This is a genomic window from Ligilactobacillus salivarius (genome assembly GCF_035231985.1).
GTDB lineage: Bacteria > Bacillota > Bacilli > Lactobacillales > Lactobacillaceae > Ligilactobacillus > Ligilactobacillus salivarius.
In genome coordinates this window covers 948,646-973,835 of record NZ_CP117983.1, presented here as the reverse complement: position 1 = coordinate 973,835, position 25,190 = coordinate 948,646, and the positions used below count along the sequence as shown (strand labels likewise).

Here is a 25,190-nt window from a genome sequence, read left to right as displayed (position 1 = left end):
ACGATTTTCATGAATATGATATATAAGAGTTGGAAGGATTTTATGTGCCTTTCAACTTTTTTATTAATGAAAGTATTTTGCTTTACATTTACATAAAAATAGTTTATTATATATCTTGACTATACGCAGTGGGTGTAGTGCGCACTTTTTTGTTGAAGTGAGGTGAGTTAGATTGGCGAGATTAATTCCAGAAGCAACGATTGACGAACTAAGAAGTAATGTCAATATTTTAGATGTTATTAGTCAGTATGTACAATTGCATAAATCCGGTAAAAATTGGTTTGGAATCTGTCCTTTCCATTCAGAAAAGACACCATCATTCTCGGTAAATGAGCAAAAACAGATTTTTCATTGTTTCTCTTGTCACCGTGGTGGGAATGTATTTAAGTTCATTATGGAATTAGAGGGATTATCTTTTCCTGAATCAGTTCAAAGAGTTGCTGAATTGGCAAATTATGATTTAGGAATTTCCATAGATAATTCTGAAAATCAAAATGAAACTTCTGAAAATGGTAAAATTAGGAAATTATATAAGGAAACAACCAAGCTATATCACCATATTTTAGTTAATACAGTGTTGGGAGAACCTGCTTTAGAATATCTGCATAAACGTGGTATTAATGATGATTTAATCGAAGAATTTGAGATAGGATTTGCCCCTGAAAATGATATTTTAGAAGCCTTTTTTAAGGAGCAAAAATTGTATGATTATCAGATTTTGCGAAAATCAGGTCTTTTTATTGAAAGACAAAGTACAGAGCTTGTAGAAAGATTTAATGGTAGGGTAATGTTTCCTATTCGAGACACATCTGGACAAACGATTGCTTATTCAGGAAGATTGTTAGAGAAAAGAGATGATGCTCCTAAGTATTTGAATTCTCCAGAAACTGCTATTTTTAATAAACGTAAAGTTTTATTCAATTTTGATAAAGCAAAAGGTATTATTCGACGTGAAAAAGAAGCAATTTTATTTGAAGGTTTTATGGATGTAATAGCAGCTTATCGATCTGGTATCAAAAATGGAATAGCATCTATGGGAACGAGTTTAACTGATGAACAAATCCAAGCTTTAGATCGGGTAACTTCGCATTTGGTAATTTGTTATGATGGCGATAACGCAGGACAAAATGCAACTAAACGTGCCTTAGAAATCATTGAACCAACTGGAAAATTTAGCTTAGAAGTTATCAAAATTCCTGAAAAACTAGATCCTGATGAATTTACAAAAAAGTATGGTAGTGAGAAGTTTGTTGAATTAGCTCGAAATGATCGTAAAAGTCCATTAGATTTTTATCTAAGCTATTACGAACAAGATAAGAATCTAAATAATGAAAATGATCAACTAGAATACATTCGTGATATTTTGCAGGAAATCGCAAAAGTTAGAGATCCTTTGGAACAAGACTTATATCTGAATCGTTTAGCACAAAGATTCAATGTCGCCAAAGAAAATCTAGACTCACAACTTAAACAAATTCGTGAGAAAATATTTGCTCAAAGAGCTGAAAAGCAAGAAGAACAAAGTTATCAGGCTCAGCAGATACCTAGGACAGTCATCCAGAAAAATGAAGTACAACATTTTTCAAAGGCAGAGAAAGCAGAGCGCTTATTATTATATCGAATGTTACATGATAAAAATGTTTGGTTGAGAATTAATGGTATACCAGATTTCAATTTTATTCATGAAAACTATCAAGTCATCTATAATCTGAGTGAGGCATATTTTGACACACATGATGAGTATGAAGTTGCCGATTTCTTAGATTTTATCAATGAAGATGGATTACGCCAAGTTGTAGTTACATTGGAGATGGGTGACTATGCTGATGAGGTAAGCGAGCAAGAAATTAATGATTGTTTGAGTTTGATAATGAGCCAAACACCATTAGAGGATAAAATAAAAAAAGTTCAAACTGAAATGTTAGAAGCAAAGCGTCAAAATGACACTGCAAAAATAACCAAACTAACAATGGACTTGATTTCTTTATTAAAAGAACAGCAAAATGCTAAGTCATTAACAATATAGGAGGAATTTATCTTGGCAAAAGAAATTTTAGAAAATAACCCTGCATTCACAAAAGCTTTACGTGATTTAATTCGTGAATATAAGCCACAAAAACAAGTTAATTATAAGGTGCTTACAGATAAGTTAGTTACACCATTTAAGTTGGATGCAGATCAAATGGATCAATTGATTGGTTCTATTGAAGATAGAGGGATTTCTGTTGTTGATGAAAATGGTGAACCAAGTGCTCACAGTTTGAAGGCAGCTACAAAAGAAGCAGAAAAGGCAGAAAATGACAAAGATGTTTCCGCACCATCTGGCGTTAAGATTAATGACCCTGTACGTATGTACTTAAAAGAAATTGGACGAGTAAACTTGTTGACTGCTGACGAAGAAGTAGCATTAGCTTTGAAGATTGAAGAAGGAGATCAAGAAGCTAAGCAACGTTTGGCAGAAGCTAACTTACGTTTGGTAGTTTCTATTGCTAAGCGTTATGTAGGTCGTGGTATGTCCTTCTTAGATTTAATTCAAGAAGGTAACATGGGGCTTATGAAAGCTGTTGAAAAGTTTGATTATCGTAAAGGATTTAAATTTTCAACATATGCAACATGGTGGATCAGACAAGCAATTACTCGTGCTATTGCTGATCAAGCACGTACAATCCGTATACCAGTACACATGGTTGAAACAATCAATAAGTTAATCAGAATTCAACGTCAAATGTTGCAAGATTTGGGTCGTGAACCAATGCCTGAAGAAATTGGTGCTGAAATGGATATGCCAACTGAAAAGGTACGTGAAATCCTAAAAATTGCTCAAGAACCAGTATCATTAGAAACTCCTATTGGTGAAGAAGATGATTCTCATTTGGGAGATTTCATTGAAGATCAAGATGCAACAAGTCCAGCTGAACATGCAGCTTATGAATTGCTAAAAGAACAACTTGAAAGTGTATTAGATACATTGACAGATAGAGAAGAGAATGTTTTACGTCTACGCTTTGGTTTAGATGATGGACGCACAAGAACACTTGAAGAAGTAGGTAAGGTGTTTGGTGTTACTCGTGAACGTATCCGTCAAATTGAAGCTAAAGCATTAAGAAAATTACGTCATCCATCTCGTTCTAAGCAATTAAAGGACTTCTTAGAATAAAATTAAGTAATAGATATAGATAATTGTAGACTCTCTTTGGAATAGACACATTAATGTAAAAAACTTAGTCGTCTATTCTGAAGAGAGTTTTTTTTAATTAAAAGAAGGAGGATCAACAACATCTAAATACAAAACAATGCAACTATAAATTTATTAAAAATAAAATATCCATATATTAAACACAAAAACAATCATATTTGCTTATTTCTATAAAAAAAAGAACTTCCATTTGAGTCAGTTAAGATCGGAAGTTCTTTTTAATTGATTCTATTTATTATGTTTTTTAGCTTGTTCAGCTGCAAAGCGTTTATTACCTAAATGTAATTCAACTAATGTCCAAATTAGTAAAGCAATAATAAGCACAATTAATATATAAGCTACTGTGTGTGCTAAGCCAACTTTGTCAGCTGGGAAGAAAGGTTCAAGGTTTTGTGGCAAACCAATCATATTTAAGTAAGTTAGAGAAATAACTGAAATCCAACCAAGGATATTAATCCATAATCTGTTCTTAAATCTTTCACCCATTTCAACTTTGCTACCTGTCATAATAACAAGAGGTAACATTGAGAATGGAAGGGCGAAAGCTAAGAATACTTGTGAGTTATTCATTAAATTATTTAATGCTTCATGTTCTTCAATTGTACTCTTACCACTAGTTAAAGCTACACAGATAAGTACAGGTACTACAGATAATAAACGAGTAATTAATCTTCTAGCCCAAAGTGGCATTCTCAAATGGATAAATCCTTCCATGATAACTTGTCCAGTTAAAGTACCAGTAATAGTGGAGTTTTGACCTGAAGCTAATAAAGCAACTGCGAATAAAGTAGATAAAATACCAGTTCTAGCAGCAGCAGCTAAAAGGCCATTACTCATAACACTTGTATCAGATAATGCTTGATATAATCCAAAGAATGAAGGATCTTCAACAGCACCAGATTTGAAAACAGCAACCCCCATGATAAGAAGAAGGGAGTTTACAACAAAAGCTAAACCTAATTGAATGTTGGAATCCCAAGCTGTAAAACGAACAGCGTTAGCAATATCATCTTCATTATTACGATCAAACTTACGTGTTTGAGAAATTGCAGAATGAAGATATAAGTTATGAGGCATAACTGTTGCTCCAATAATGCCTAAAGCACCATTTAATGGGGACATATCATGTACAACTGGATGCTTGGCAAAAGTTTCAGATGTTGGGACTAATCCTTTAAATACGCCACCCCAGTCAGGATTTGATAAAGCAACTTGATAAACAAAAACAAAAAGAATAACAAAAATCAAACAAACAACAATAGCTTCAATTTTTCTAAATCCAACTTTAGTAAGTAATAAAAGGAGTAATACGTCAAAAACAGTAATAAATACGGCTATGATTAGTGGAATATCAAATAACAAATATAAAGCAATTGCCGCACCAATAACTTCAGCAATATCAGTAGCCATAATAGCTAACTCTGTTAAAATCCAAAGTACAATACCTAGTGCTTTACTGGTTCTAGCACGAATAGCTTGGGCCAAGTCCATTTGGCTTACGATACCCAGTTTAGCAGCCATATATTGTAGTAACATGGCAATTAAACTTGATAGTAAGATAACAGACATTAATAGATATTGAAAATTTTGACCACCAGTAATAGATGTTGACCAGTTACCTGGATCCATATAACCTACAGCGACTAAGGCACCAGGTCCGGAGTATGCAAACAAAGTTTTCCAGAAACCCTTGCCTTTAGGAATTTCTACGGTACCATTGACTTCTTCAAGTGATTTACCGTTAGCATATTGAATCATCTTATGCTTTTTATGATTATTTTCATTGTTTACCACAGTGAAAACCCACCTTTCTTTTCATTACAATGGTAGTATACACCATTTTTTTACACTTTAAAAGATATTTTTAGGCCTGCCTTAACTTTTATTATTGCAAATGAAATTTACTAGTTTTCATTTTAGTTGGGAAAATTTAAAATTTAGCGTATTATATTAATACGAGGGGTGATTTTTAGATGTTGGAATTACGATTATTGGATTTCTTTTCAATCGATCAACCCAGAAGACAGGCAGTATTACGCCAGATTCTTAAAAATAAAGTAACAAGTTCTTCAATATACTGGGGATTGAGATATAATTATTTATCTTATCTAAATGTTTTTCCTGAATTAAATGAAAAAAACTACGATCGAGCAATTGCACAGTTAATAGAAGAAAATTATCTGAGTAAAAAAGATAACAAATTACTTTTAACCATTAAAGGACAACATGCTTTAGATGAATTTAAGCAACAACACTATTTTATCGATAAGCCACAATTGTTTAATAAATATGATTTGAAACTATGGAAAGAAATTTTACGACTTATGATACAAGTTTTATCAGAATTAAGTTTTGAAAATCGCCGATATTATGTAGTATCTCAGAATTTAAAGGCTCAATTTTACATTAAAAAGTGGCTGTATCAAGAAAAAGGGGAAGTATTAATACCACAATTTAAAAAATACCTATTAGATTTTTTGGAATCTCAACCTAAAGATAAAAGTGATATTTTCATGAATTCCTTTGTTGGACATGGATTACCAGGATATACTATTGAGCAATTAAGTGAATTTACAGGGCTAGCAACTGCTGATATTCAAATTGTCATCGCTGATCTATCTTTAAAATTTGCTGATTATCTTAATCAAAAAGGTGGTAATTTTTCAAAGATTATCAATCTTGTATCAAGGTCTCAGGGATTGCCGACTAGTGTAGAGGAGACTTACACTTTATTACAAAAAGGTTTTACAGTGGAAAAAATAAAGCAAATAAGACGACTTAAGGAAAGTACTATACAAGAACATTTAATCATTGCTTCAATCTTATCGAATAATTTTGATTATCATCAAGTACTTACTTCTGAAGATCATCGTATTTTACAAAGTATATATTCTGATGATAATCTTGATGATTGGAAATATCAGGATTTAGAATTGTCAGGGCACCAAATGCCTTTTTATAAATTTCGTATATATCAAGTGCAACGGAGCAAATTAAATAATGATAGAACATGATTTAAAATTTTATTTAAAGAAATATTTTGGATATTCTTCGTTTAAAGAAGGACAAGAAGAAGTTATTAAAGCTTTAATTGATCAAAAAGATGCAGTTGCCATTTTACCTACTGGAACTGGTAAATCAATGTGTTATCAGTTAACAGGGAAACTTCTTGATGGAACAGTTATAATTGTTTCACCGTTACTTTCATTAATCCAAGATCAAGTAGAACAATTACGATTTCAAGGTGAACGTAGAGTCTTAGCTTTAACTTCTAATTTAACTTATTCTGAAAAAAATTACGCTTTACAGAATTTGCATACATATAAGTACATTTATTTGGCTCCAGAAATGTTTCAAAATAATGAAGTACTAGCAAGATTACAACAACAAAAGATCAGTTTGTTTGTAGTTGACGAAGCTCACTGTATTTCACAATGGGGGCCAGACTTTAGGCCGGATTATTTAGAATTAGGTAAGATACGTGAAAAATTAGGTAATCCACTGACATTAGCTTTAACAGCAACAGCATCGCAACAAACAATTAATGCAATCATGTCGGGACTAGAGTTGGATCAATCAGCAACTAAAGTTGTTCGAAAGTCTGTAGATAGGGAGAACATTTTTTTAAGTGCTTTTAAATTTAATAATGAACAAGATAAGTTAGAGAAGTTGTTTGACTTATTAAATACGATAAAAGGTCCAGGCTTGATCTATTTTTCTAGTAAAAAGAAAGCCAATGAGATAACTGAAAAGATAAAAGTAAAAACTTCATTAAAAGTAGCAGCATATCATGCTGATTTAGATATGAATGATAGATTTATTATTCAACATCAATTTTTGGATAATAAGTTAGATTTAATTTGTGCAACTAGTGCTTTTGGAATGGGGATAAATAAAGAAAATATTAGATACGTTATTCATTATCACTTACCAGGAGAATTAGAATCGTATATTCAAGAAATTGGTAGAGCAGGACGAGACGATAAACAAAGTATAGCTATTTTGCTCTATCAAAAAGGAGACGAAGGAATTCAACAACAATTATCCCTTAATAATATTCCAGATAATCAAATGATAGATTATTACATAAATAATAAACAGCAATTTGCCAAAACAGACAATGAAAGCATTCAATTACTTAATAAAATAAGTAACTTATATTCATCTAAGGAAGAATTACAATCTTTTTTCTTGCAGAGGAAACGACAAAAGTTTAATTCATTGCAGCAAATGCTACAGTATGTTGATACTAAAGAATGTAGAAGGCAGTATATTTTAGATTATTTTGAAGATGATAAAAAAATTGACCATCATGAATTATGTTGCCAAAAACTAAATGATGATTTACCATTAGAAGAACTAGGGTTAATTTTTGATAAAAATGAACAAAAATCTCTAAAGATTGAAGAATTTTATAAAATAATTGATGAAATTTTTAGAACTTAAAGCATTTTTATTGATAAGTTATGGTAAAATGATTGTTGGTATATGTGAGGAGGCGGGATGAATGAATAATAAAAATGATGAAAAACCTTGGGAAAAGACATTTGAAGAAGATCGTGATGAACAGGGTAACTATTCACGAACAGCAAATCGTAGAAATGCCAAAAATAATACAATGTTGACAACATCACTTCTAATCATTTTTATAGTGATAGTTATTGGAACAATTGCATTGTATTTTGTATCACAGAAATCTGAATCTAAGCCTGCTAGTAGCTCTCAAATTAATACAGTGGTTACAAGTAAAAAGGCTAGTGTGAAGAAAAAAACTGCTACTAGTAAGAAAAAGAAAAGTAATACCAAAGATAAATCATCTGTTAAAAGCGTAGATGCAACTGAAGATACAACTACTACTGATAGTCAAGAAAGTACTGTTAGTGAATCTAGTAGTTCTTCTAGCTCTAGCAATAGCGAAGCTAAATACGTAACAATTTCTTCTGGACAAGGAATTTATCGAGTAGCTGTTAATAATGGTCTAACTGTTGATCAATTATTACAATTAAATCCAGGTATGGGCTCAAACTTAAACCCTGGACAACAAGTACGTGTTAAATAATAAAAAGAACAAATATTGGAGTTGGAATTAAGTGGTTAAAAAACTACAAATAGCAATTGATGGACCTGCCTCTGCTGGTAAGAGTACTGTAGCTAAATTAGTAGCTAAGAAATTAGGATATATTTATTGTGATACTGGAGCTATGTATCGTGCTGTGACGTATGCTGCATTAAAGGCAAATATTTCATTAGATGATGACGCAGCTTTAAAGAACTTATTACAAAATTTCAAATTGGAATTTGTACCGGCTGAACCTGAACAAAAAGTTTTTGTTAATGGAGAAGAAGTTACACAAATTATTCGTACTCCAGAAATTACTAATAATGTATCGTTAGTTTCGGCACAACCAAGTGTTAGACAAGACTTAACTCATCGCCAACAAGAAATTGCTGATAACGGTGGTATTGTTATGGACGGTCGTGATATTGGTACAACAGTATTACCAAATGCTGAAGTAAAAATCTTCTTAGTTGCTAGTGTTGAACAAAGAGCATTAAGAAGATATAAAGAAAATGTTGCTAAGGGTATTGATACACCGTTAGAAGTGCTTGAAAAAGAAATTGCTGAAAGAGACTATAAAGATTCTCATCGCAAGATTTCTCCATTAGTTCAAGCTAAAGATGCTGTTAAGGTTGACACAACACCGTTAACAATTGATGAAGTTGTTAATGAAATTATGAATATTATTGAAGAATGCAATCATTAATAATGTAAAAATAAAAGTCAAAGAATACCAATTTTGATATTCTTTGACTTTTTAGTTTTGATCAAAATATGTATCTAATCCTTGTTTAATATCATCAGCAACACTATCTTGATAACTAGTAGAAGTAATTCTTTCGAAATCTCTATCTGAATTAATATATCCCATTTCAAGTAAAACTGCTGGTACAGTATTTTCACGAATTACAAGAAAATCACCAAATTCAACCCCACGATTTTCTAATTTTAAGTATTTTAATTTACTGTTAATGTCTTGTGCTAATCTCAAAGACGTTTTCTTGTGATAATAGTAAGTAGTATATCCTGACCCCATGTTATTTTCTGGAGCAGAGTCAAAATGAATACTAATAAAGGCATCCGCATGTACATTTTCAGCTAGTTGTGGCCGACTATTCAAACTTACAAAACTATCATCATCTCGAGTCATATAGACCATCGCTCCAGCCTTTCTTAATCTTTCTGCTAATTTTTTAGCATAGATAAGCGTATATGTCTTTTCATTCTTATTTGTACGAGATAGGGCACCTGAATCAGAGCCACCATGTCCAGCATCGATTACGATAGTAGCATCTGATAAACTAGTAATTTTATTTTGTTGTTGAAAGTTCCAATCTTGAATCCAACCAACTTCTCCCTCTGAAGTTTTAACCTTTTTCCAATGATATTTAGTTGAAAGAACTGTAACACGATCGCCCATATTTAAAGTACCTAGGTTTTTGCTAGATGTGTTATAAGATTGATATATAATTGCTTTATTAATCAGTGGTACCTGACGAATATAGTGAACAGTTCTGAATGTTAATATTGAAAATAGGATAATAATTATAAGGTATAGGATTTTTAAATCTATTCGAGATAATAGAATTTTTTTATAATCTTTCATAGTTCATTAACTCCCGTAAAGTTTCGTATGTTAGTAATTATACGATAAGATTGGACAATGATAAATTACAGATTAGTTAAAAATAATAAATACATAGTCTATCTTTAGTAAAATTTTATAAGAATAAATATCTAGCCCTAATCTTTAAAGTATGCTATATTAACGATATATATGTATTTTATAAGGGGGATTTGGCTTGTCTGAATCACAAGTTGTAGAAAAAGATTTTTATCTTAAAAATGCCAATATTGCACCTGCTTTATTTGGAATAAATGATAGCTATTTAAAACTCCTTGAAGAAAGTAAAAATGTAACCATTAACCCGTTTGGTGATTATATAAAAATTTCTGGTAATCAAGAAGATGTTATTGAAACTCAAGAAATATTAAGTGAGCTAGTAAAATTATTAAATCAAGGGATAAATCTGAGTGAAGCCGATATTGTTTCTGCAGTAAAAATGGCTGAAAAAGGAACATTAGAATATTTCCAAGATTTATATAGTAATACATTATTGAAAGATCGTGCTGGACGACCTATTAGGGTAAAGAATTATAGTCAACGTCAGTATGTACAAATGATTAAAAATAATGATTTAACCTTTGGTATTGGACCGGCCGGAACAGGTAAAACTTACTTGGCCGTTGTAATGGCAGTGGCAGCATTAAAACGTCGTGAAGTAGATAGATTAATTTTAACTAGACCAGCTGTGGAAGCAGGTGAATCACTCGGTTTCTTGCCTGGAGATTTAAAAGAAAAAGTTGATCCTTATCTTCGCCCAATATATGATGCGTTGAATTCAATTTTAGGTGTAGAACATGTTGAACGTCTTATAGAAAGAGGCGTTATTGAAATTGCACCCCTAGCTTACATGCGTGGTCGTACTTTAGATAAAGCATTTGTAATTTTAGACGAAGCTCAAAATACTACTAGAGCACAAATGAAAATGTTCTTAACACGTTTAGGTTTTGGTTCTAAAATGATTGTCAATGGTGATGCTTCTCAAATCGATTTACCGAAGGGACATAGTCAAAGTGGTTTAGTAGATGCAGAGAATCGCTTAAAAGGTTTACCACATATTGCTTTTGTTAATTTTGACGCTAATGACGTTGTTCGTCACCCAGTAGTGTCCGAAATTATCCGTGCATATGAAAACAATAATTAACTAAGGAAGGTATAAATGGATTTAGAAATTTTTGATGATACTAATAGTGTACCTACTGAAAAAATTCAGTTGGTTAAGGATATTTTAGAGTTTTCCGGAAAATATCTTGAACTTCCAGAAGATACAGAAATGTCTGTAACTCTTATGAATAATGAACAAATTCATGAGATAAATCTAAAATATCGTGGTGTAGATAAAGCAACAGACGTAATTAGTTTTGCAATCGAGGAAGATGATCCTGATGAACTTCCAATTATTTTACCAGACGATGTAGATTTTGAAGAACCTAAAAATATCGGTGATATGATGATTTCAATGGATAAAGTGAAAGAACAAGCTGAATATTTAGGTCATTCAGAAGATCGTGAACTTGGTTTCTTAACTGTCCATGGTTTCCTTCATTTAAATGGGTATGATCATATGAAAGCTGAAGACGAAAAAGTTATGTTCAAATTACAGAGAGATATTTTAGATGCCTATGGTCTCAAAAGATAAAAAGAAATACGTAACTAAATGGAAGAATCGTCGTTTTATCAAATCACTAACTTATGCCGTTAAAGGGGTTCAGACCGTCTTTAATGAAGAACGTAACTTCAGATTTGATGTTTTTGCTTTATGTATGGTTATCATTGGAGGCTTATTTTTTAAAGTTTCGATTGTAGAGTGGTTGTGGTTACTACTTAGCGCCACTTTAGTTTTGACAGCAGAAATTATTAATTCTGCGATTGAAAATGTAGTAGATTTAGCTACTGATCTAAAACCCAATAAGTTAGCTAAAAAAGCTAAGGATATGGGAGCAGCAGCCGTTTTGATAATAGCTATTTTTGCGACTTTAGTAGCAGCTATGATCTTTCTACCACGAATATATTTTTGGATATTAACATTTTGAAAGGACTTTTAATTAATGCAAAATAATTTTCATTCTGGATTTGTAGCAATTTTAGGTAGACCTAATGTTGGTAAATCTACCTTTTTAAATCGAGTAGTTGGGCAAAAAATTGCAATTATGAGTGATAAAGCTCAAACAACTAGAAATAAAATTCAAGGAATCTATACAGAAGACAATGCACAAATTGTTTTCATTGATACACCTGGTATTCATAAGCCACACAGTCGTTTAGGTGACTTCATGGTAGAATCTGCATTATCCACTTTAAATGAAGTTGATGCCGTATTATTCATGGTAAATGCAACTCAAAAACGTGGTCGTGGTGATGATTTCATCATTGAACGTTTGAAGAATGTTAAAAAACCTATTTATTTAGTAATAAATAAGATTGATCAAATTCATCCAGATAAGTTATTACAAATAATGGATGACTATCGTAATACTTTGGACTATGCAGAAGTATTTCCTATTTCTGCTTTGGAAGGAAATAACTGCCCAGAATTAATTGAATCTTTGGTAAATACTTTACCTGAAGGTCCACAGTACTATCCTGCTGATCAAATTACTGATCATCCTGAAAGATTTATCGCTGGTGAGTTGATTCGTGAAAAAGTCTTAGAATTAACGCGTGAAGAAGTCCCACACTCAGTAGCTGTTGTTGTAGATAGAATCCATCGCGAAGATGATGAAAAAGTTTTAGTTCAGGCTACAATTGTAGTGGAAAGAAACAGTCAAAAGGGTATTATCATCGGAAAAGGTGGTAAGATGCTTAAACAAATTGGTGTTAAAGCACGTAAAGATATTGAATTAATGCTTGGTGATAAAGTCTATTTAGAATTATGGGTTAAAGTACAACCCAATTGGAAAGATAGACAAGTAGATTTACAAGCACTTGGCTATAAACAAGATGATTATTAATAATTAACATAATAAAGCGTTGAAGAAAATCTTCTTCGCTTTTTTTGTAAGTAGGTGCATGAAAATATGATTTACAAGAATGTGGAATTTTCGGCAATTGTTACTAAAAGAAAAAATTATCGCGAACGAGATATGCTTGTTACTATGTTTACTGATAAGTATGGATTTAAAACTTTCTTTGTTAGAGGTGTTAGAAAGCGTGGATTTAAATTGGGAGCAGCAATTTTGCCATTTACGCATGGAACATACATAGGAAGTATTAATAGTGAAGGACTATCTTTTATAACAGCAACAAAGGGTATTGATCAATTTCAAAGTATTAACCAGGATATTATTTTAAATGCCTATGCAACTTATATTTTAGAACTTGTTAAAGCTGCTTTTGAAGATTCTATTGATGTAACCAACACTTTATGGTTTGAGAAAGTATTGAAAGCTTTAAGTTTAATCAATGATGGATTTGATGCTCAAATTATTACTAATATTATAGAAGTTCAATTATTAGGGAAATTTGGTGTACAACCTAATTGGCGATCTTGCGTTATTTGCGGAGAGACTCAGAGCCAGTTTGATTATTCTGAAAGTTATGGTGGTATTCTATGCCGAAAACACTGGTATATGGATAAGAACAGGTTAAATTTAGATCAAAGGACAATGTATTATTTACGCAAATTTAGTATTGTAGATTTAAACTATCTTAACTCAATTAAAGTTAATGAAGATACTAAAAAAAGGTTAAAATTAACATTAAATGAGATTTATGATAACCAAGTAGGTATCTATGTAAAAGCACGAAGTTTCATTGATAAAATGATGAAAGTTGAGAATGATTTATTGAGAAAAGATTAAGTTAACAATTATCAATTGATTGTTAATATTATAAATTATATTCTATAAACATAAGATAATTTTAAGAATTATAGTATTGTAATATTTATGTAAAAGTTGTAATCTTATTAGTTGAAAAGACAAAAGTCAAAATTTGTCTTATCTTTAATTCTAGGGAGGTATGAGGGGAATGCGAGAGAGATTAGGAGAGCTAATGCAAAAAGATGCAGTTAAATTTGTAGGTAGAACCATCTTTTACTTTTTAATTTTAGCAGCATTAGTTTACCTATACAGTTATAGTGGTATCGATCAACCACACTTCATCTATAACGAATTTTAGTTAGGAGATATATTAATGAATATTATTAAAAAGATTGATAATTGGGGAACTACCTCTCCCAATAAAATCGCCTATGACTATCTAGGCACCACAAATACTTATGCTGATTTAAAAAATTATTCTGATAAATTAGCTACATATTTAAATCAGTTAAACTTAGATACTAAAAATCCAATTATGGTTTTTGGTGGACAAGATTTTAATATGATTGCTACATTTTTAGGAATTGTTAAAGCTGGTTATGCTTATATTCCTGTTGATACACATTCACCAGTAGAAAGACTAAATGTTATCAATGACATCGCTAAACCAGCTGCATGTATTGCTGTTGAAGAACTTCCTGAAGGTTTTAACGGCCTTGAAAGTTTACCTATTGTAGATCAAGCTAAGTTAGAAGATATCTTCTCAAATGGCAACGTAGTAATAAATGAAGAAAAATATGTTAGTGGAGATGATAATTTCTATATTATCTTCACATCTGGAACAACTGGTGTACCTAAGGGTGTACAAATTAGTCATGATAATTTGCTAAGTTTCTTAGATTGGATGGAAAAAGACTTTGGAATTAAAGAAGATGTAAACTGCATTTCTCAACCTCCATATTCCTTTGATTTATCAGTGATGGACTTATATCCAACTCTTACTAGAGGTGGAAAATTATCAGTTCTTCCCAAAGAAACAACTGATAATTTTAAAGAATTATTTGCTACTTTACCAAAGTTGCATGCTAATGAATGGGTTTCAACACCTTCTTTCATGGATCTATGCTTGTTAAATCCAGCATTTAATGAAGAAAATTTACCAGAATTGACACATTTTCTGTTCTGTGGTGAAGAATTAACTCATCAAACAGCACAAAACTTGCATACACGTTTCCCTAATGGACATATTTTTAATACTTACGGTCCAACTGAAACGACAGTCGCTGTTACACAAGTTGAGATAACAGAACAAGTTTTAGATGATTATCCACGTTTACCAATTGGTGTAACAAAAGACGATACAAAGATTGTATTGCTAGATGATAACTTAAAAGAAGTTGCTACAGGAGAAGCTGGAGAAATTGTTATTTTAGGACCAAGCGTATCTAAGGGATATATCAATAATCCTGAAAAAACTCAAACTGCATTTATTGACTTCCAAGGTCAAAAAGCTTATCGCACTGGAGATTTAGGGCAATTTGATGATAATGGTCAATTGTTATACAAGGGTCGTATCGATTTCCAAATTAAATTACATGGATTCCGTATCGAACTTGAAGATGTTGATCATCATCTCGATAGAGTTAGCTTGGTCTCTCAAGCAACAACTGTTCCAAAATACGATAAAAATCATAAAGTTCAACAATTGATTGCTTATGTCGTAGCTAAAGAAAATAATTTTGAAGATGAATTCAAATTAACTCAAGCAATCAAAAAAGAATTAAATGAAACAATGATGAGCTATATGATGCCTCAAAGATTTATCTATGTAGATTCATTGCCATTAACAAATAATGGTAAAATCGATCGTAAGTCTTTAATGAAAGAGGTCAATAAATAATGTTAAATTTGCAACCATATCAAAATCCAACTTATTTTGGTTACTTAGCAGTTGCTTTATTACCAATAATGATAGGCATATTATATGGTCGTCGCTTTAGATGGTATGAAACTCTGGTAACACTTGCTTTTCTAGTATTAACCTTTGGCGGTGATAAATGGTGGCAAGGGTTAATGTTGATCTGTTACATCATTTATGAAATGATACTAACTTTTGGTTATTTCAATTATCGAAAAAAGAAAAATAGTGGTGTTATCTTTGTTTTAGCAGTTATTTTATCTATTTTGCCATTAGTTATTGTAAAAATAACACCTGCAATAGATGCAGGTAAGGAATCGATCATTGGATTTTTAGGTATTAGTTACTTAACCTTTAAAACTGTTGGTATGATTATGGAAATCAGAGATGGAATTATCAAAGAATTAGGGTTATGGGAAACATTGCATTTTCTTTTATTTTTCCCAACAATCTCTTCAGGTCCTATTGATCGTTTTAGAAGATTTAAAAAGGATTACGATGCCGTTCCAGAAAGAGATAAATACCTATCACTTTTAGAAAAAGGTGTGCATTATATCTTTTTAGGATTCCTATATAAATTCTTGTTAGCTTATTTCTGGGGATCATACTTATTACCAATAGTAAGAATTCACGCTTTAGGACATGGTGGCATTTCTTGGTGGTTAGTTGCTTATACTTATGTATATTCCATGGACTTATTCTTTGACTTTGCAGGATACAGTTTATTTGCAGTTGGTACAAGTTACATCATGGGATACGAGACTCCAATGAACTTTAATCAACCATTTAAATCTAAGAATATTAAAGATTTCTGGAATAGATGGCATATGACTTTATCATTTTGGTTCCGTGATTACATTTATATGAGACTAGTTTTCTTCATGATGAAGAATAAACTTGTTAAAAGTAGAATAGCAATGGCTAACATTGGCTACTTAACTTTATTCTTAATTATGGGATTCTGGCATGGTGTAACTTGGTACTATATTGTTTATGGTATTTTCCATGCGTGTGCAATCATTATTAATGATGCTTGGCTAAGATTTAAAAAGAAACATCGTAAGTCAATTCCAAGTAATAAATTCACTGAATACTTTGCAATGTTCTTAACATTCAATGTTGTTTGTTTTAGTTTCTTGATTTTCTCAGGATTTTTAAATGAACTATTTTTTATGAATAAATAATTTGAAAGAGGTTTTTAAAAATGAAAGATACAGTTTTAGATATTTTAGAAGACTTAACAGGTAGTGACGAAGTAAAGAAAGACTTAGATGTAAACTTGTTTGAAACAGGTTTATTAGATTCAATGGCAACTGTTCAATTGTTGTTAGAATTGCAAACACAATTAGGTGTTGATGTACCTGTTTCTGAATTTGAACGTAGTGAATGGGATACACCTAATAAAATTATTGCAAAGGTTGAAAATAACTAATCATGAAGAAAAAACTATTTCTAATATTTGGACCACTAGTATTAGCAGCAGTCTTATTGGCAGTAGTTTTAGTAATACCATTTAATTTTACCAAACCAGATTCTGAAGAAATTCATGAAGCTTCTTTATCACAATCAAATAATATTTTCAAAGGAACTGCTGTAAAAAAAGTAGCCTTTGAACAAAATTATGTACCTTTTATGGGTTCTTCAGAATTATCCCGTATGGATGCCTTCCATCCAGCATCAATGGCTTTGAGATATCATCGAGATTATCAACCATTTTTACTGGGAGCAGCTGGTTCACAATCATTAACACAATTCTGGGGAATGCAAGGTGTTAATAATGAACTAAAAAATAAAAAAGTTGTTTTTATTATTTCTCCACAATGGTTTGTTAAGCAAGGGATAAATCCTGCTGCTTTCTCTATGTACTATTCAAATTTAGAAGCTGTTACTTGGTTAAGACAAGCAAATAATTCTAAAATGGATAGATATGCTGCGCAAAGATTGTTAAAAATACAAAAAAATCATTCAGATTCTTTTTTGAAAGATTGTATTGAACAAATTGCTAATGGTAAAAAACTTTCAGCTACTCAAAAAACTTATCTTGATTTGAAATATAATCAGTTAACTCATGAAGATCAATTTTTCTCAACTCTTTCTTTAAAAAATAGGGTTAAGAAAATTAAGAAAGCTAGTAAGAAACTACCAGCTAAAGAAGACAACGCAGAGCTTGAATCTTTAGCAACTAAGTTAGGTGAGAAAGCAACTACTAACAATGATTTTGGTATTTCTAATAAGTTTTGGAATCGAAAGCTAAAAGATAAGTATAAACGTTTAAAGGGTGAACAAAGTAACTTTGACTACGTATCTTCACCAGAATTTGGAGATTTCCAATTGGTATTGAACCAATTCGCTGAAAATAATAATGATGTTCTCTTTATAATCCCACCAGTTAATGAAAAATGGTCTAACTATACAGGATTATCAAAGAGTATGCTTCGTCAATTTGATAAGAAAGTTACTTACCAATTACGTGAACAAGGATTTAATAATATCCTTGATTTAAGTAATGATGGCGGCAAGCCATACTTTATGCAAGATACTATCCACTTAGGTTGGCATGGTTGGTTAACCGTGGATAAATCAGTTAAACCATTTTTAGATGGTAAAGATAAAGTTAATAAGAATAATAATTACAAAATTAATAACTATTTCTACAGTGATCAATGGCAAAAAGCTGAAGGTCAAGAATTAAACAATATTATTAAATAATAAAAATTGGAGGATTTGAATAAACTATTTCAAGTTCTCTATTTTTTATTGTAAAATATTATTGAAAGGTGGTATTTACTATGAAGAAACCTAAAGTAGCATTTATATGTGTTCATAATTCTTGTCGTAGTCAAATAGCAGAAGCTTTAGGTAAATATCTCGCTGCAGATGTTTTTGAAAGTTTTTCTGCTGGAACTGAGACAGTACCTCAAATTAACCAGGATGCAGTTCGTTTAATAAAGGAAATATATCAAATTGATATGGAAGAAACACAGTCTTCCAAGTTATTATCTGAGCTACCACAAGTAGATATAATAATTACAATGGGCTGCAATGTTGATTGTCCCGTAATACCATGCAAATACAGGGAAGATTGGGGACTAGATGATCCTACTGGTAAAGAGGATGCTGAATTTCTAAAAACAATCCACCTTATCCATGATAATATACTTAATTTATCAGAAAGAATTTCCAAAAATGAATTTTTTAGTTAAATAATAACAGATTGTATATACTCAATGTGTGAAATTTTTATAAAGATATGACTGATATTAATTAATAATCTAATGTATCAATTTTGTTTTAAAATTATTAAATTTTATATTTTTCAAATTACAAGATAGTGATATAATAATAAGTAAAGATGTTTTGTGGTATCAAAACGTCACAAATCGTGTATTTTGACTGGAATTTACTATTAATTTAAGTTAAAATAACATGTATAGTTATAGTCGTTAAGGAGGACATTGTCCATGAGTGAAACAGAAGCAAACTTATTAGAAGAAGCTTTGAACAGCGTTAAAGAAGTTAAAGTTGGAGACGTTGTTAAAGGTGAAGTATTAACAATTGATGAATCTAACCAAGTTATCGTTGGTATCGAAAACACTGGTGTAGAAGGTGTTGTACCTGTACGTGAATTAAGCGTAAATGCTGATAAAGTTGCTGACACATACAAAGCTGGTGACATGTTAGATTTAGTTGTTATTGCTCGCATTGGGTCAGATAAAGAAGGTGGAAGCTACTTATTGTCTCAACGTCGTTTAGAAGCACGTAGAGTGTGGAACGAAATTGAAGATAAGTTCAAAGCTGGCGAAACTATCAAGGCTCCTGTTACACAAGTTGTAAAGGGTGGTTTAGTTGTTGATGCTGGTGTTCGTGGTTTTGTACCTGCATCAATGGTATCTGACCACTTTGTTGAAGATTTAAACCAATTTAAAGGTCAAGAACTTGAACTTAAGATTGTTGAAATCGAACCAAGTGATAACCGCTTAATCTTATCTCGTAAAGAATTAGTACAAGCTGAACGTAAAGCTAAGCGTCAAGCTGTTATGGAAAAACTTGTTGCTGGTGACGTAGTTGAAGGTAAGGTAGCTCGTTTAACAAACTTTGGTGCATTTATTGACCTTGGTGGTGTTGATGGTTTAGTTCACGTTTCTGAAATTTCTTACGAACGTGTAAACAAACCTGCTGATGCATTGAAAGTTGGACAAGAAGTTAAAGTTAAGGTTCTTTCTGTAGACGCAGAAAAAGGTAGAATTTCTCTATCTATCAAACAAACATTACCTGAACCATGGGAACAAGTTCCTGAACAAGTTGCTGAAGGTGACGTTCTTGAAGGTACAGTTAAGCGTCTTACAAGTTTCGGTGCATTTGTTGAAGTATTACCAGGTGTTGAAGGTTTAGTACACATTTCTCAAATCTCACATAAGCACATTGCTACACCTAACGAAGTATTAACTTCTGGCGAAAAAGTTCAAGTTAAAGTATTGAGCGTTGACGCAGCAGATCATCGTCTAGCTTTATCTATTAAAGCATTACAAGAAAAACCAGCAGTTGAAAAGAAAGAAGCAGCTCCTAAGAAGGAAGAAAAAGTAGAAATTCCTGAAGAAGATACAGGATTTACTTTAGGTGACATTGTTGGTGACCAATTAAAAGACGAACAATAATTTGTTAAAAATTAACTTTTAACTTAGAGAGTGGAATTACTTTCCGCTCTTTTTTAATGATTATAGAATATAGGAGGCGAATTAGATGGTAAATCCAGTAGTAGCAATTGTTGGTAGACCTAACGTTGGAAAATCAACAATTTTTAATCGATTAGCCGGGGAGAGAATTTCTATTGTTGAAGATACACCTGGTGTTACAAGAGATAGAATTTATGCTCGTACTGAATGGTTAGGACATCCTTTCAACTTAATTGATACAGGTGGTATCGATATTGGTGATGAACCATTTTTAACTCAAATTACTGAGCAAGCAGAAATCGCAATCGAAGAAGCTGATGTAATTATCTTTGTAGTTAGTGTTAAAGAAGGAGTTACAGATGCAGACGAAAAGGTTGCAAGGATTTTATATCGTACCGATAAACCAGTAGTTCTAGCCGTTAATAAGGTAGATAATCCTGAATTAAGAGCTGATATTTACGACTTTTACTCACTTGGTTTTGGTGAACCAATTCCAGTTGCTGGTACTCACGGTATTGGTACTGGTGATTTACTTGATAAAATTATTAAAGAATTTCCTAAAGATGCAACTAACGAAGAAGATGATTCCATTAAATTTAGTTTTATTGGACGTCCAAATGTTGGTAAATCTTCATTAGTTAATGCTATTTTAGGTGAAAATCGAGTTATTGTTTCAAATATTGAAGGTACAACTCGAGATGCAATTGATACTCGCTTTGAAACTGAAGATGGTACAAAGTATACTATGATTGATACAGCTGGTATTCGAAAGAAAGGTAAAGTTTACGAAAATACTGAAAAATATTCAGTTTTACGTGCTATGCGTGCTATTGATAGATCTGATGTGGTATGTGTGGTATTAAATGCTGAAGAAGGTATTCGTGAACAAGATAAACACGTAGCTGGATATGCTCATGAAGCTGGACGAGCAATTGTTATTGTTGTTAATAAATGGGATACTTTGAAAAAAGACAACAAAACAATGTCTGACTTTGAAAATCTTATTAGACAAGAATTCCAATATCTAAGTTATGCTCCAATTGTTTTTGTATCTGCTAAAACAAAGCAACGACTTGATAAACTTCCTGAGTTAATTAAGCGTGTAAATGATAATCATGAACAACGTATCTCATCTGCTGTTCTAAATGATGTTGTAATGGATGCAATTGCACATAATCCAACACCAACAGATAATGGTAAGAGATTAAGAATTTACTATGCAACTCAAGTAGCAATTAAGCCACCTACATTTGTAATTTTCGTAAATGATCCAGAATTAATGCATTTTTCATATGAACGATTCTTAGAAAATCAAATTCGTGAAGCTTTTGACTTTGAAGGTACTCCAATTCATATCATTGAACGCAGAAGAAAATAATTATTATTATACAAATAATTCAAAAACATTGATATCATAGGCTTTCTATGCTATCCTAGTAAAGGATACTAAATTACATTTTGTGATTTGAGTATGACATTCTCTGAGGAGGTGGAATACATGGCAAACAAAGCAGCATTGATTGAACGCGTTGCAGAAAAGACAGGTTTAACTAAGAAAGATGCAACAGTTGCTGTTGACGCAGTTTTTGAAACAATTCAAGACGCATTAGTTGACGGTGAAAAAGTACAATTAATCGGTTTTGGTAACTTTGAAGTACGTGAACGTGCAGCTCGTAAGGGTCGCAACCCACAAACAGGAGAAGAAATCGAAATTCCAGCAAGCAAAGTTCCTGCATTTAAGCCAGGTAAATCTTTGAAAGACGCTGTTAAATAAGATTAAATAAGAAACAGGTAATGATTTTTAACTCATTACCTGTTTTTTTATATAATATTTACTTTTTAGAATCATAATTATTATCCTTAATGCGCACAGTCACTTGACTTGGTTGATTTATACGAGTATTCCATACCAAAATTCCTAAAACGACACTAGTCATAAGTAATAATACAAAGCCTAATAAATTAAGTAGCATATTAATCATCCCTTTCTTGCTATAAGTATAGCATATATAAAAATTGTAAACAAAGTATAGTCAAAATTAAAAGAATTCCTAAAGAAATTAAATAAAAGTATTTCTTATTCTTGAATTAAAAACGTTATCAATGTTAGAGTAATATTATTCAAGGGTAAGGAGAGATTTATAATGATAAAAATTCGTCCATTAAATGAGTCTGATGAAGGTGATATAGCCCAGATATTGAATAAGACTTGGAATTTTGATGGCGAGAATGATGAACTACTAGAAAGTAGAATGTATTTTCTAGAATGTATGACTAATGCAAGTTACGCTCGTGTTGCTACAGTTAATGGAAAGGTTGCTGGAGTTCTTATAGCAGCAAATTTACAAAAAGAACATCGCAATTGGAACGTAATTATGCGTAGTATCTGGCTAAAAATAAAGCAATTTTTTATTACTCAAGAAGAAGTTGTGCAAAATTGGGAAGGTGAAGAGCAAATTTTACAAACACTAGAAGAAAAACTTCCCAAGAATTATGATGCTGAATTGAATTTATTTGTTGTCAGTCCAGAATTTCGTGGATATGGTATAGGTAGCAAGTTATATCGTCAGTTTGAAATATACTTGAAGAAACAACACTTAAAATCCTACTTTTTGCATACAGATACTGGTTGTGCATATAAATTTTATGAACATAAAGGATTAAAACGAAAAGCTATGAAGAAATCATCTTGTTTTTATGCAATAAAAGATCATAAGCCTGTAACTTTCTTCATCTATGGTAATGTATAATATGTTTAAAAAGTTTTCTTTGATTAGAAAACTTTTTTTATTTATTTACATCTATTTTTAGAGTAAAATTTAACTTAAGGAGGTATTAAAATATGCTTAAAATCACTAATCTTAACAAAAGTTTTGGTAGCAAAAATGTATTAAAAAACATTTCATTTTCTGCTCCTGCTGGTAAGATAACTGGATTTATTGGCAAAAACGGTTCAGGAAAAACGACAACCTTCCATTCTATTCTAAATTTTATAGATTACAGTGGTAATATTACTTTCAATGATAAACGTATTGACGAAAATAGTTATGCTAATATCGGATATTTACCGGAAGAACGCAGCCTAATGCCTAAATTAACGGTTTATTCCCAGGTTAAATATTTAGCAAATTTAAAGGGTATGTCTACTGCTGAAGTAAAATCTGAACTACCAAAATGGTTAGATAGACTTCAAGTGGTTGGTAAAATGAACGATAAAATTAAAAGTCTATCAAAAGGAAATCAACAAAAAATTCAGTTAATTGTAACATTAATACATAAACCTGATCTAATTATTCTAGATGAACCATTCAGTGGCTTAGATCCAGTTAATACAGATTTGTTAAAGCAAGTAATTTTTGCTGAACAAGCACGTGGAGCAACAATTATTTTTTCTGATCATTCTATGAATAATGTTGAAGAACTTTGCGATAACGTAATTATGATAAATAATGGCCTTAAAGTTCTAGACGGCTCGATTCAAAATGTTAGAGAAAGTTTTGGATTAACAAGAATTTTCGTACGAACTCCAATGACTGAAACAGAACTAGCAAGTTTACCACATGTTATTTCTGTAAATCTAACCAAAAATGGAAGTTATCGTTTAGTAATTGATGATGAACAAGCAGGAAAAGAATTGTATTCTTTATTAACTAAAGGTGAATACATCAGAACTTTCAATCAAGAAGCACCTACTTTAGATGAAATTTTTAAAATGAAAGCAGGTGAGACTATTGCATAAATTATTATTAGTAGCTAAAGAAACTTATATTCGTCAAGTTAAATCATGGTCGTTTTTATTCTTAGTATTGTCTCCATTCATTTTTATTGGTTTATCAGCAACTATTAGCTACTTTGGCGCAAAGATGACACCTGATGATCAAATTGCTATTGTTTCCACTGATAAAACGATACAGTCTCAATTAAAGCATCATGATACATTTACTTGGAAATATAAGTCAGTTGATGACGCTAAGAAAGCTATGAAAGATGACAAAATAGTTGGCTACTTTTATATTAAATCTGATAGCCAGAAAATCTCTGCCAATTACTACGGAAATGATGAAATGTCTTCTACTGATGAAGTTAAAATTAGGCAGATTCTTCAAAGTAAACAAGCTACTTTAAACATTATTAATGCTGGGCTTGATAAGCAGCAACTTCAACAGCTAAGTATTCAGCCTCAATATAAAAAGCACATAGCAAAAAAAGCAGTTAATAAAAAAACAGTTCAATCTATTTCATATATGATACTAAGTTTCTTAATGTACATAGTTATCCTTACTTATGCAGCAACTACAGCTCAAGAGATCGCTGCTGAAAAGGGAACTAAAATTATGGAAGTTATTTTTTCAAGTATGTCAGCAACTAAATACTTCTATGGTAAAATTTTAGGTATTTTAGGAGTTATTTTAACTCATATAGGAATTTACTTACTTGGTGGAATAGCTATCTACCCATTTATTATCAATTTAGACATGGTATCTAAGTTCAAAGATATGATTGGAGATATCTTATTAAATCTTGTTTCTGTCAATCTAATATATGTTGTTTTGGGAATTGTTATCTATACTATCTTAGCTGCATTCTTTGGTGCTTTAGTAGTTAGAGTTGAAGATACAAGTAAAGCAATTCAACCAATTACTATTCTAATCATTGTATCTTTCTTGAGTTCAATGGTATTTATTAATAATCCTTCAAGTATGATCGTAAAAGTATTATCTTATGTACCATTCCTATCATCATTCTTTATGCCAATTAGAGTAATTGATAATAGTGTATCTATTGTAGAAATCGGCATTTCTTTAGTAATTCTATTTGCTATAACAGCTCTAATGACTAGTTATATTAGTAAAATATATTTTGGATTGATTCTTCAAAGTGATGATGTAGGAATCTGGAAGAATTTTAAACGAGGATTGAAATTTAAATAGTAAAAAAAGACATTTTCGATAAAAAGAA

The 25,190-nt window shown here is 31.4% G+C and carries 25 protein-coding genes; 23 read left to right on the top strand and 2 right to left on the bottom strand.

All coding sequences use genetic code 11. The features are described from left to right. The first annotated feature begins 172 nt into the window (after positions 1–172). Positions 173–2,026, top strand: a complete 1,854-nt coding sequence (gene dnaG / locus PTA89_RS04875) for a DNA primase (RefSeq protein ID WP_187397777.1) — start codon at positions 173–175, stop codon at positions 2,024–2,026. Between the two features lie 24 nt (positions 2,027–2,050). Further along, positions 2,051–3,157: an RNA polymerase sigma factor RpoD gene (gene rpoD / locus PTA89_RS04870; RefSeq protein ID WP_034983182.1), complete on the top strand. Its 1,107-nt coding sequence runs from the start codon at positions 2,051–2,053 to the stop codon at positions 3,155–3,157. Between the two features lie 267 nt (positions 3,158–3,424). Here rpoD and PTA89_RS04865 read toward each other — a convergent pair whose 3' ends face one another. Beyond that, positions 3,425–4,990 (bottom strand): Nramp family divalent metal transporter, encoded by a 1,566-nt coding sequence (locus PTA89_RS04865; protein ID WP_069469259.1) that lies wholly within the window; start codon positions 4,988–4,990, stop codon positions 3,425–3,427. Between the two features lie 179 nt (positions 4,991–5,169). Between PTA89_RS04865 and PTA89_RS04860 the strand changes: the two genes are divergently transcribed. The 4 genes from PTA89_RS04860 to cmk all read left to right on the top strand — a co-directional run bounded on the left by PTA89_RS04860 (position 5,170) and on the right by cmk (position 8,961). Continuing rightward, positions 5,170–6,210 carry a helix-turn-helix domain-containing protein gene (locus PTA89_RS04860; RefSeq protein ID WP_087251201.1) on the top strand — a complete coding sequence of 347 codons (1,041 nt, stop codon included), beginning with the start codon at positions 5,170–5,172 and terminating at the stop codon, positions 6,208–6,210. Next, entirely contained in the window at positions 6,197–7,642 is a 1,446-nt protein-coding gene (locus tag PTA89_RS04855; protein WP_324177007.1) for a RecQ family ATP-dependent DNA helicase, read from the top strand. Before PTA89_RS04860 ends, PTA89_RS04855 begins: the two co-directional genes overlap by 14 nt. A gap of 61 nt (positions 7,643–7,703) precedes the next feature. Beyond that, complete coding sequence (locus PTA89_RS04850; RefSeq protein WP_069469262.1) at positions 7,704–8,255, top strand: SAG1386/EF1546 family surface-associated protein; 552 nt, start codon at positions 7,704–7,706, stop codon at positions 8,253–8,255. Between the two features lie 31 nt (positions 8,256–8,286). After that, complete coding sequence (gene cmk / locus PTA89_RS04845) at positions 8,287–8,961, top strand: (d)CMP kinase (RefSeq protein ID WP_255819415.1); 675 nt, start codon at positions 8,287–8,289, stop codon at positions 8,959–8,961. 51 nt (positions 8,962–9,012) lie between these two features. Here cmk and PTA89_RS04840 read toward each other — a convergent pair whose 3' ends face one another. Continuing rightward, positions 9,013–9,861 carry an N-acetylmuramoyl-L-alanine amidase gene (locus PTA89_RS04840; RefSeq protein ID WP_113895663.1) on the bottom strand — a complete coding sequence of 283 codons (849 nt, stop codon included), beginning with the start codon at positions 9,859–9,861 and terminating at the stop codon, positions 9,013–9,015. Positions 9,862–10,057: 196 nt separating this feature from the next. Here PTA89_RS04840 and PTA89_RS04835 point away from each other — a divergent pair, with 196 nt between their 5' ends. From PTA89_RS04835 to PTA89_RS04755, 17 genes are all read left to right on the top strand, one after another. Continuing rightward, complete coding sequence (locus tag PTA89_RS04835) at positions 10,058–11,023, top strand: PhoH family protein (RefSeq protein ID WP_113895662.1); 966 nt, start codon at positions 10,058–10,060, stop codon at positions 11,021–11,023. A 15-nt stretch (positions 11,024–11,038) separates the two neighbouring features. Continuing rightward, complete coding sequence (gene ybeY, locus PTA89_RS04830) at positions 11,039–11,518, top strand: rRNA maturation RNase YbeY (RefSeq protein WP_095842299.1); 480 nt, start codon at positions 11,039–11,041, stop codon at positions 11,516–11,518. Continuing rightward, positions 11,496–11,912, top strand: a complete 417-nt coding sequence (locus PTA89_RS04825; protein WP_069469266.1) for a diacylglycerol kinase — start codon at positions 11,496–11,498, stop codon at positions 11,910–11,912. Before ybeY ends, PTA89_RS04825 begins: the two co-directional genes overlap by 23 nt. A 15-nt stretch (positions 11,913–11,927) precedes the next feature. Further along, positions 11,928–12,830 carry a GTPase Era gene (gene era / locus PTA89_RS04820; RefSeq protein WP_069469267.1) on the top strand — a complete coding sequence of 301 codons (903 nt, stop codon included), beginning with the start codon at positions 11,928–11,930 and terminating at the stop codon, positions 12,828–12,830. 66 nt (positions 12,831–12,896) lie between these two features. Next, positions 12,897–13,679 (top strand): DNA repair protein RecO, encoded by a 783-nt coding sequence (recO, locus tag PTA89_RS04815; protein WP_034983167.1) that lies wholly within the window; start codon positions 12,897–12,899, stop codon positions 13,677–13,679. A 169-nt stretch (positions 13,680–13,848) separates the two neighbouring features. Then, positions 13,849–13,998: a teichoic acid D-Ala incorporation-associated protein DltX gene (locus PTA89_RS04810; protein WP_003706303.1), complete on the top strand. Its 150-nt coding sequence runs from the start codon at positions 13,849–13,851 to the stop codon at positions 13,996–13,998. 15 nt (positions 13,999–14,013) lie between these two features. Continuing rightward, on the top strand, positions 14,014–15,540 hold the full coding sequence (dltA, locus tag PTA89_RS04805; RefSeq protein ID WP_160993532.1) for a D-alanine--poly(phosphoribitol) ligase subunit DltA: 1,527 nt from the start codon (positions 14,014–14,016) through the stop codon (positions 15,538–15,540). Continuing rightward, complete coding sequence (gene dltB, locus PTA89_RS04800) at positions 15,540–16,742, top strand: D-alanyl-lipoteichoic acid biosynthesis protein DltB (protein WP_014568414.1); 1,203 nt, start codon at positions 15,540–15,542, stop codon at positions 16,740–16,742. Before dltA ends, dltB begins: the two co-directional genes overlap by 1 nt. 20 nt (positions 16,743–16,762) lie before the next feature. After that, positions 16,763–16,990 carry a D-alanine--poly(phosphoribitol) ligase subunit 2 gene (gene dltC / locus PTA89_RS04795; RefSeq protein ID WP_003701982.1) on the top strand — a complete coding sequence of 76 codons (228 nt, stop codon included), beginning with the start codon at positions 16,763–16,765 and terminating at the stop codon, positions 16,988–16,990. Positions 16,991–16,992: 2 nt separating this feature from the next. Further along, entirely contained in the window at positions 16,993–18,267 is a 1,275-nt protein-coding gene (dltD, locus tag PTA89_RS04790) for a D-alanyl-lipoteichoic acid biosynthesis protein DltD (RefSeq protein ID WP_087251208.1), read from the top strand. An 80-nt stretch (positions 18,268–18,347) separates the two neighbouring features. Further along, complete coding sequence (locus PTA89_RS04785; RefSeq protein ID WP_081534558.1) at positions 18,348–18,761, top strand: arsenate reductase ArsC; 414 nt, start codon at positions 18,348–18,350, stop codon at positions 18,759–18,761. Positions 18,762–19,019: 258 nt separating this feature from the next. Beyond that, positions 19,020–20,213: a 30S ribosomal protein S1 gene (rpsA, locus tag PTA89_RS04780; RefSeq protein ID WP_276489508.1), complete on the top strand. Its 1,194-nt coding sequence runs from the start codon at positions 19,020–19,022 to the stop codon at positions 20,211–20,213. A gap of 85 nt (positions 20,214–20,298) precedes the next feature. After that, positions 20,299–21,609 carry a ribosome biogenesis GTPase Der gene (gene der, locus PTA89_RS04775; protein ID WP_003710150.1) on the top strand — a complete coding sequence of 437 codons (1,311 nt, stop codon included), beginning with the start codon at positions 20,299–20,301 and terminating at the stop codon, positions 21,607–21,609. Positions 21,610–21,729: 120 nt separating this feature from the next. Continuing rightward, entirely contained in the window at positions 21,730–22,005 is a 276-nt protein-coding gene (locus PTA89_RS04770; RefSeq protein WP_003701976.1) for an HU family DNA-binding protein, read from the top strand. 370 nt (positions 22,006–22,375) lie between these two features. Next, positions 22,376–22,981, top strand: a complete 606-nt coding sequence (locus PTA89_RS04765) for a GNAT family N-acetyltransferase (RefSeq protein WP_276489507.1) — start codon at positions 22,376–22,378, stop codon at positions 22,979–22,981. Between the two features lie 92 nt (positions 22,982–23,073). Then, positions 23,074–23,970, top strand: coding sequence for an ABC transporter ATP-binding protein (locus PTA89_RS04760; protein WP_324177006.1), 897 nt, complete (start codon positions 23,074–23,076; stop codon positions 23,968–23,970). Further along, positions 23,954–25,162, top strand: a complete 1,209-nt coding sequence (locus PTA89_RS04755; protein ID WP_081559540.1) for an ABC transporter permease — start codon at positions 23,954–23,956, stop codon at positions 25,160–25,162. The genes PTA89_RS04760 and PTA89_RS04755 overlap by 17 nt, the downstream gene beginning before the upstream one ends. Positions 25,163–25,190 lie beyond the last annotated feature (28 nt).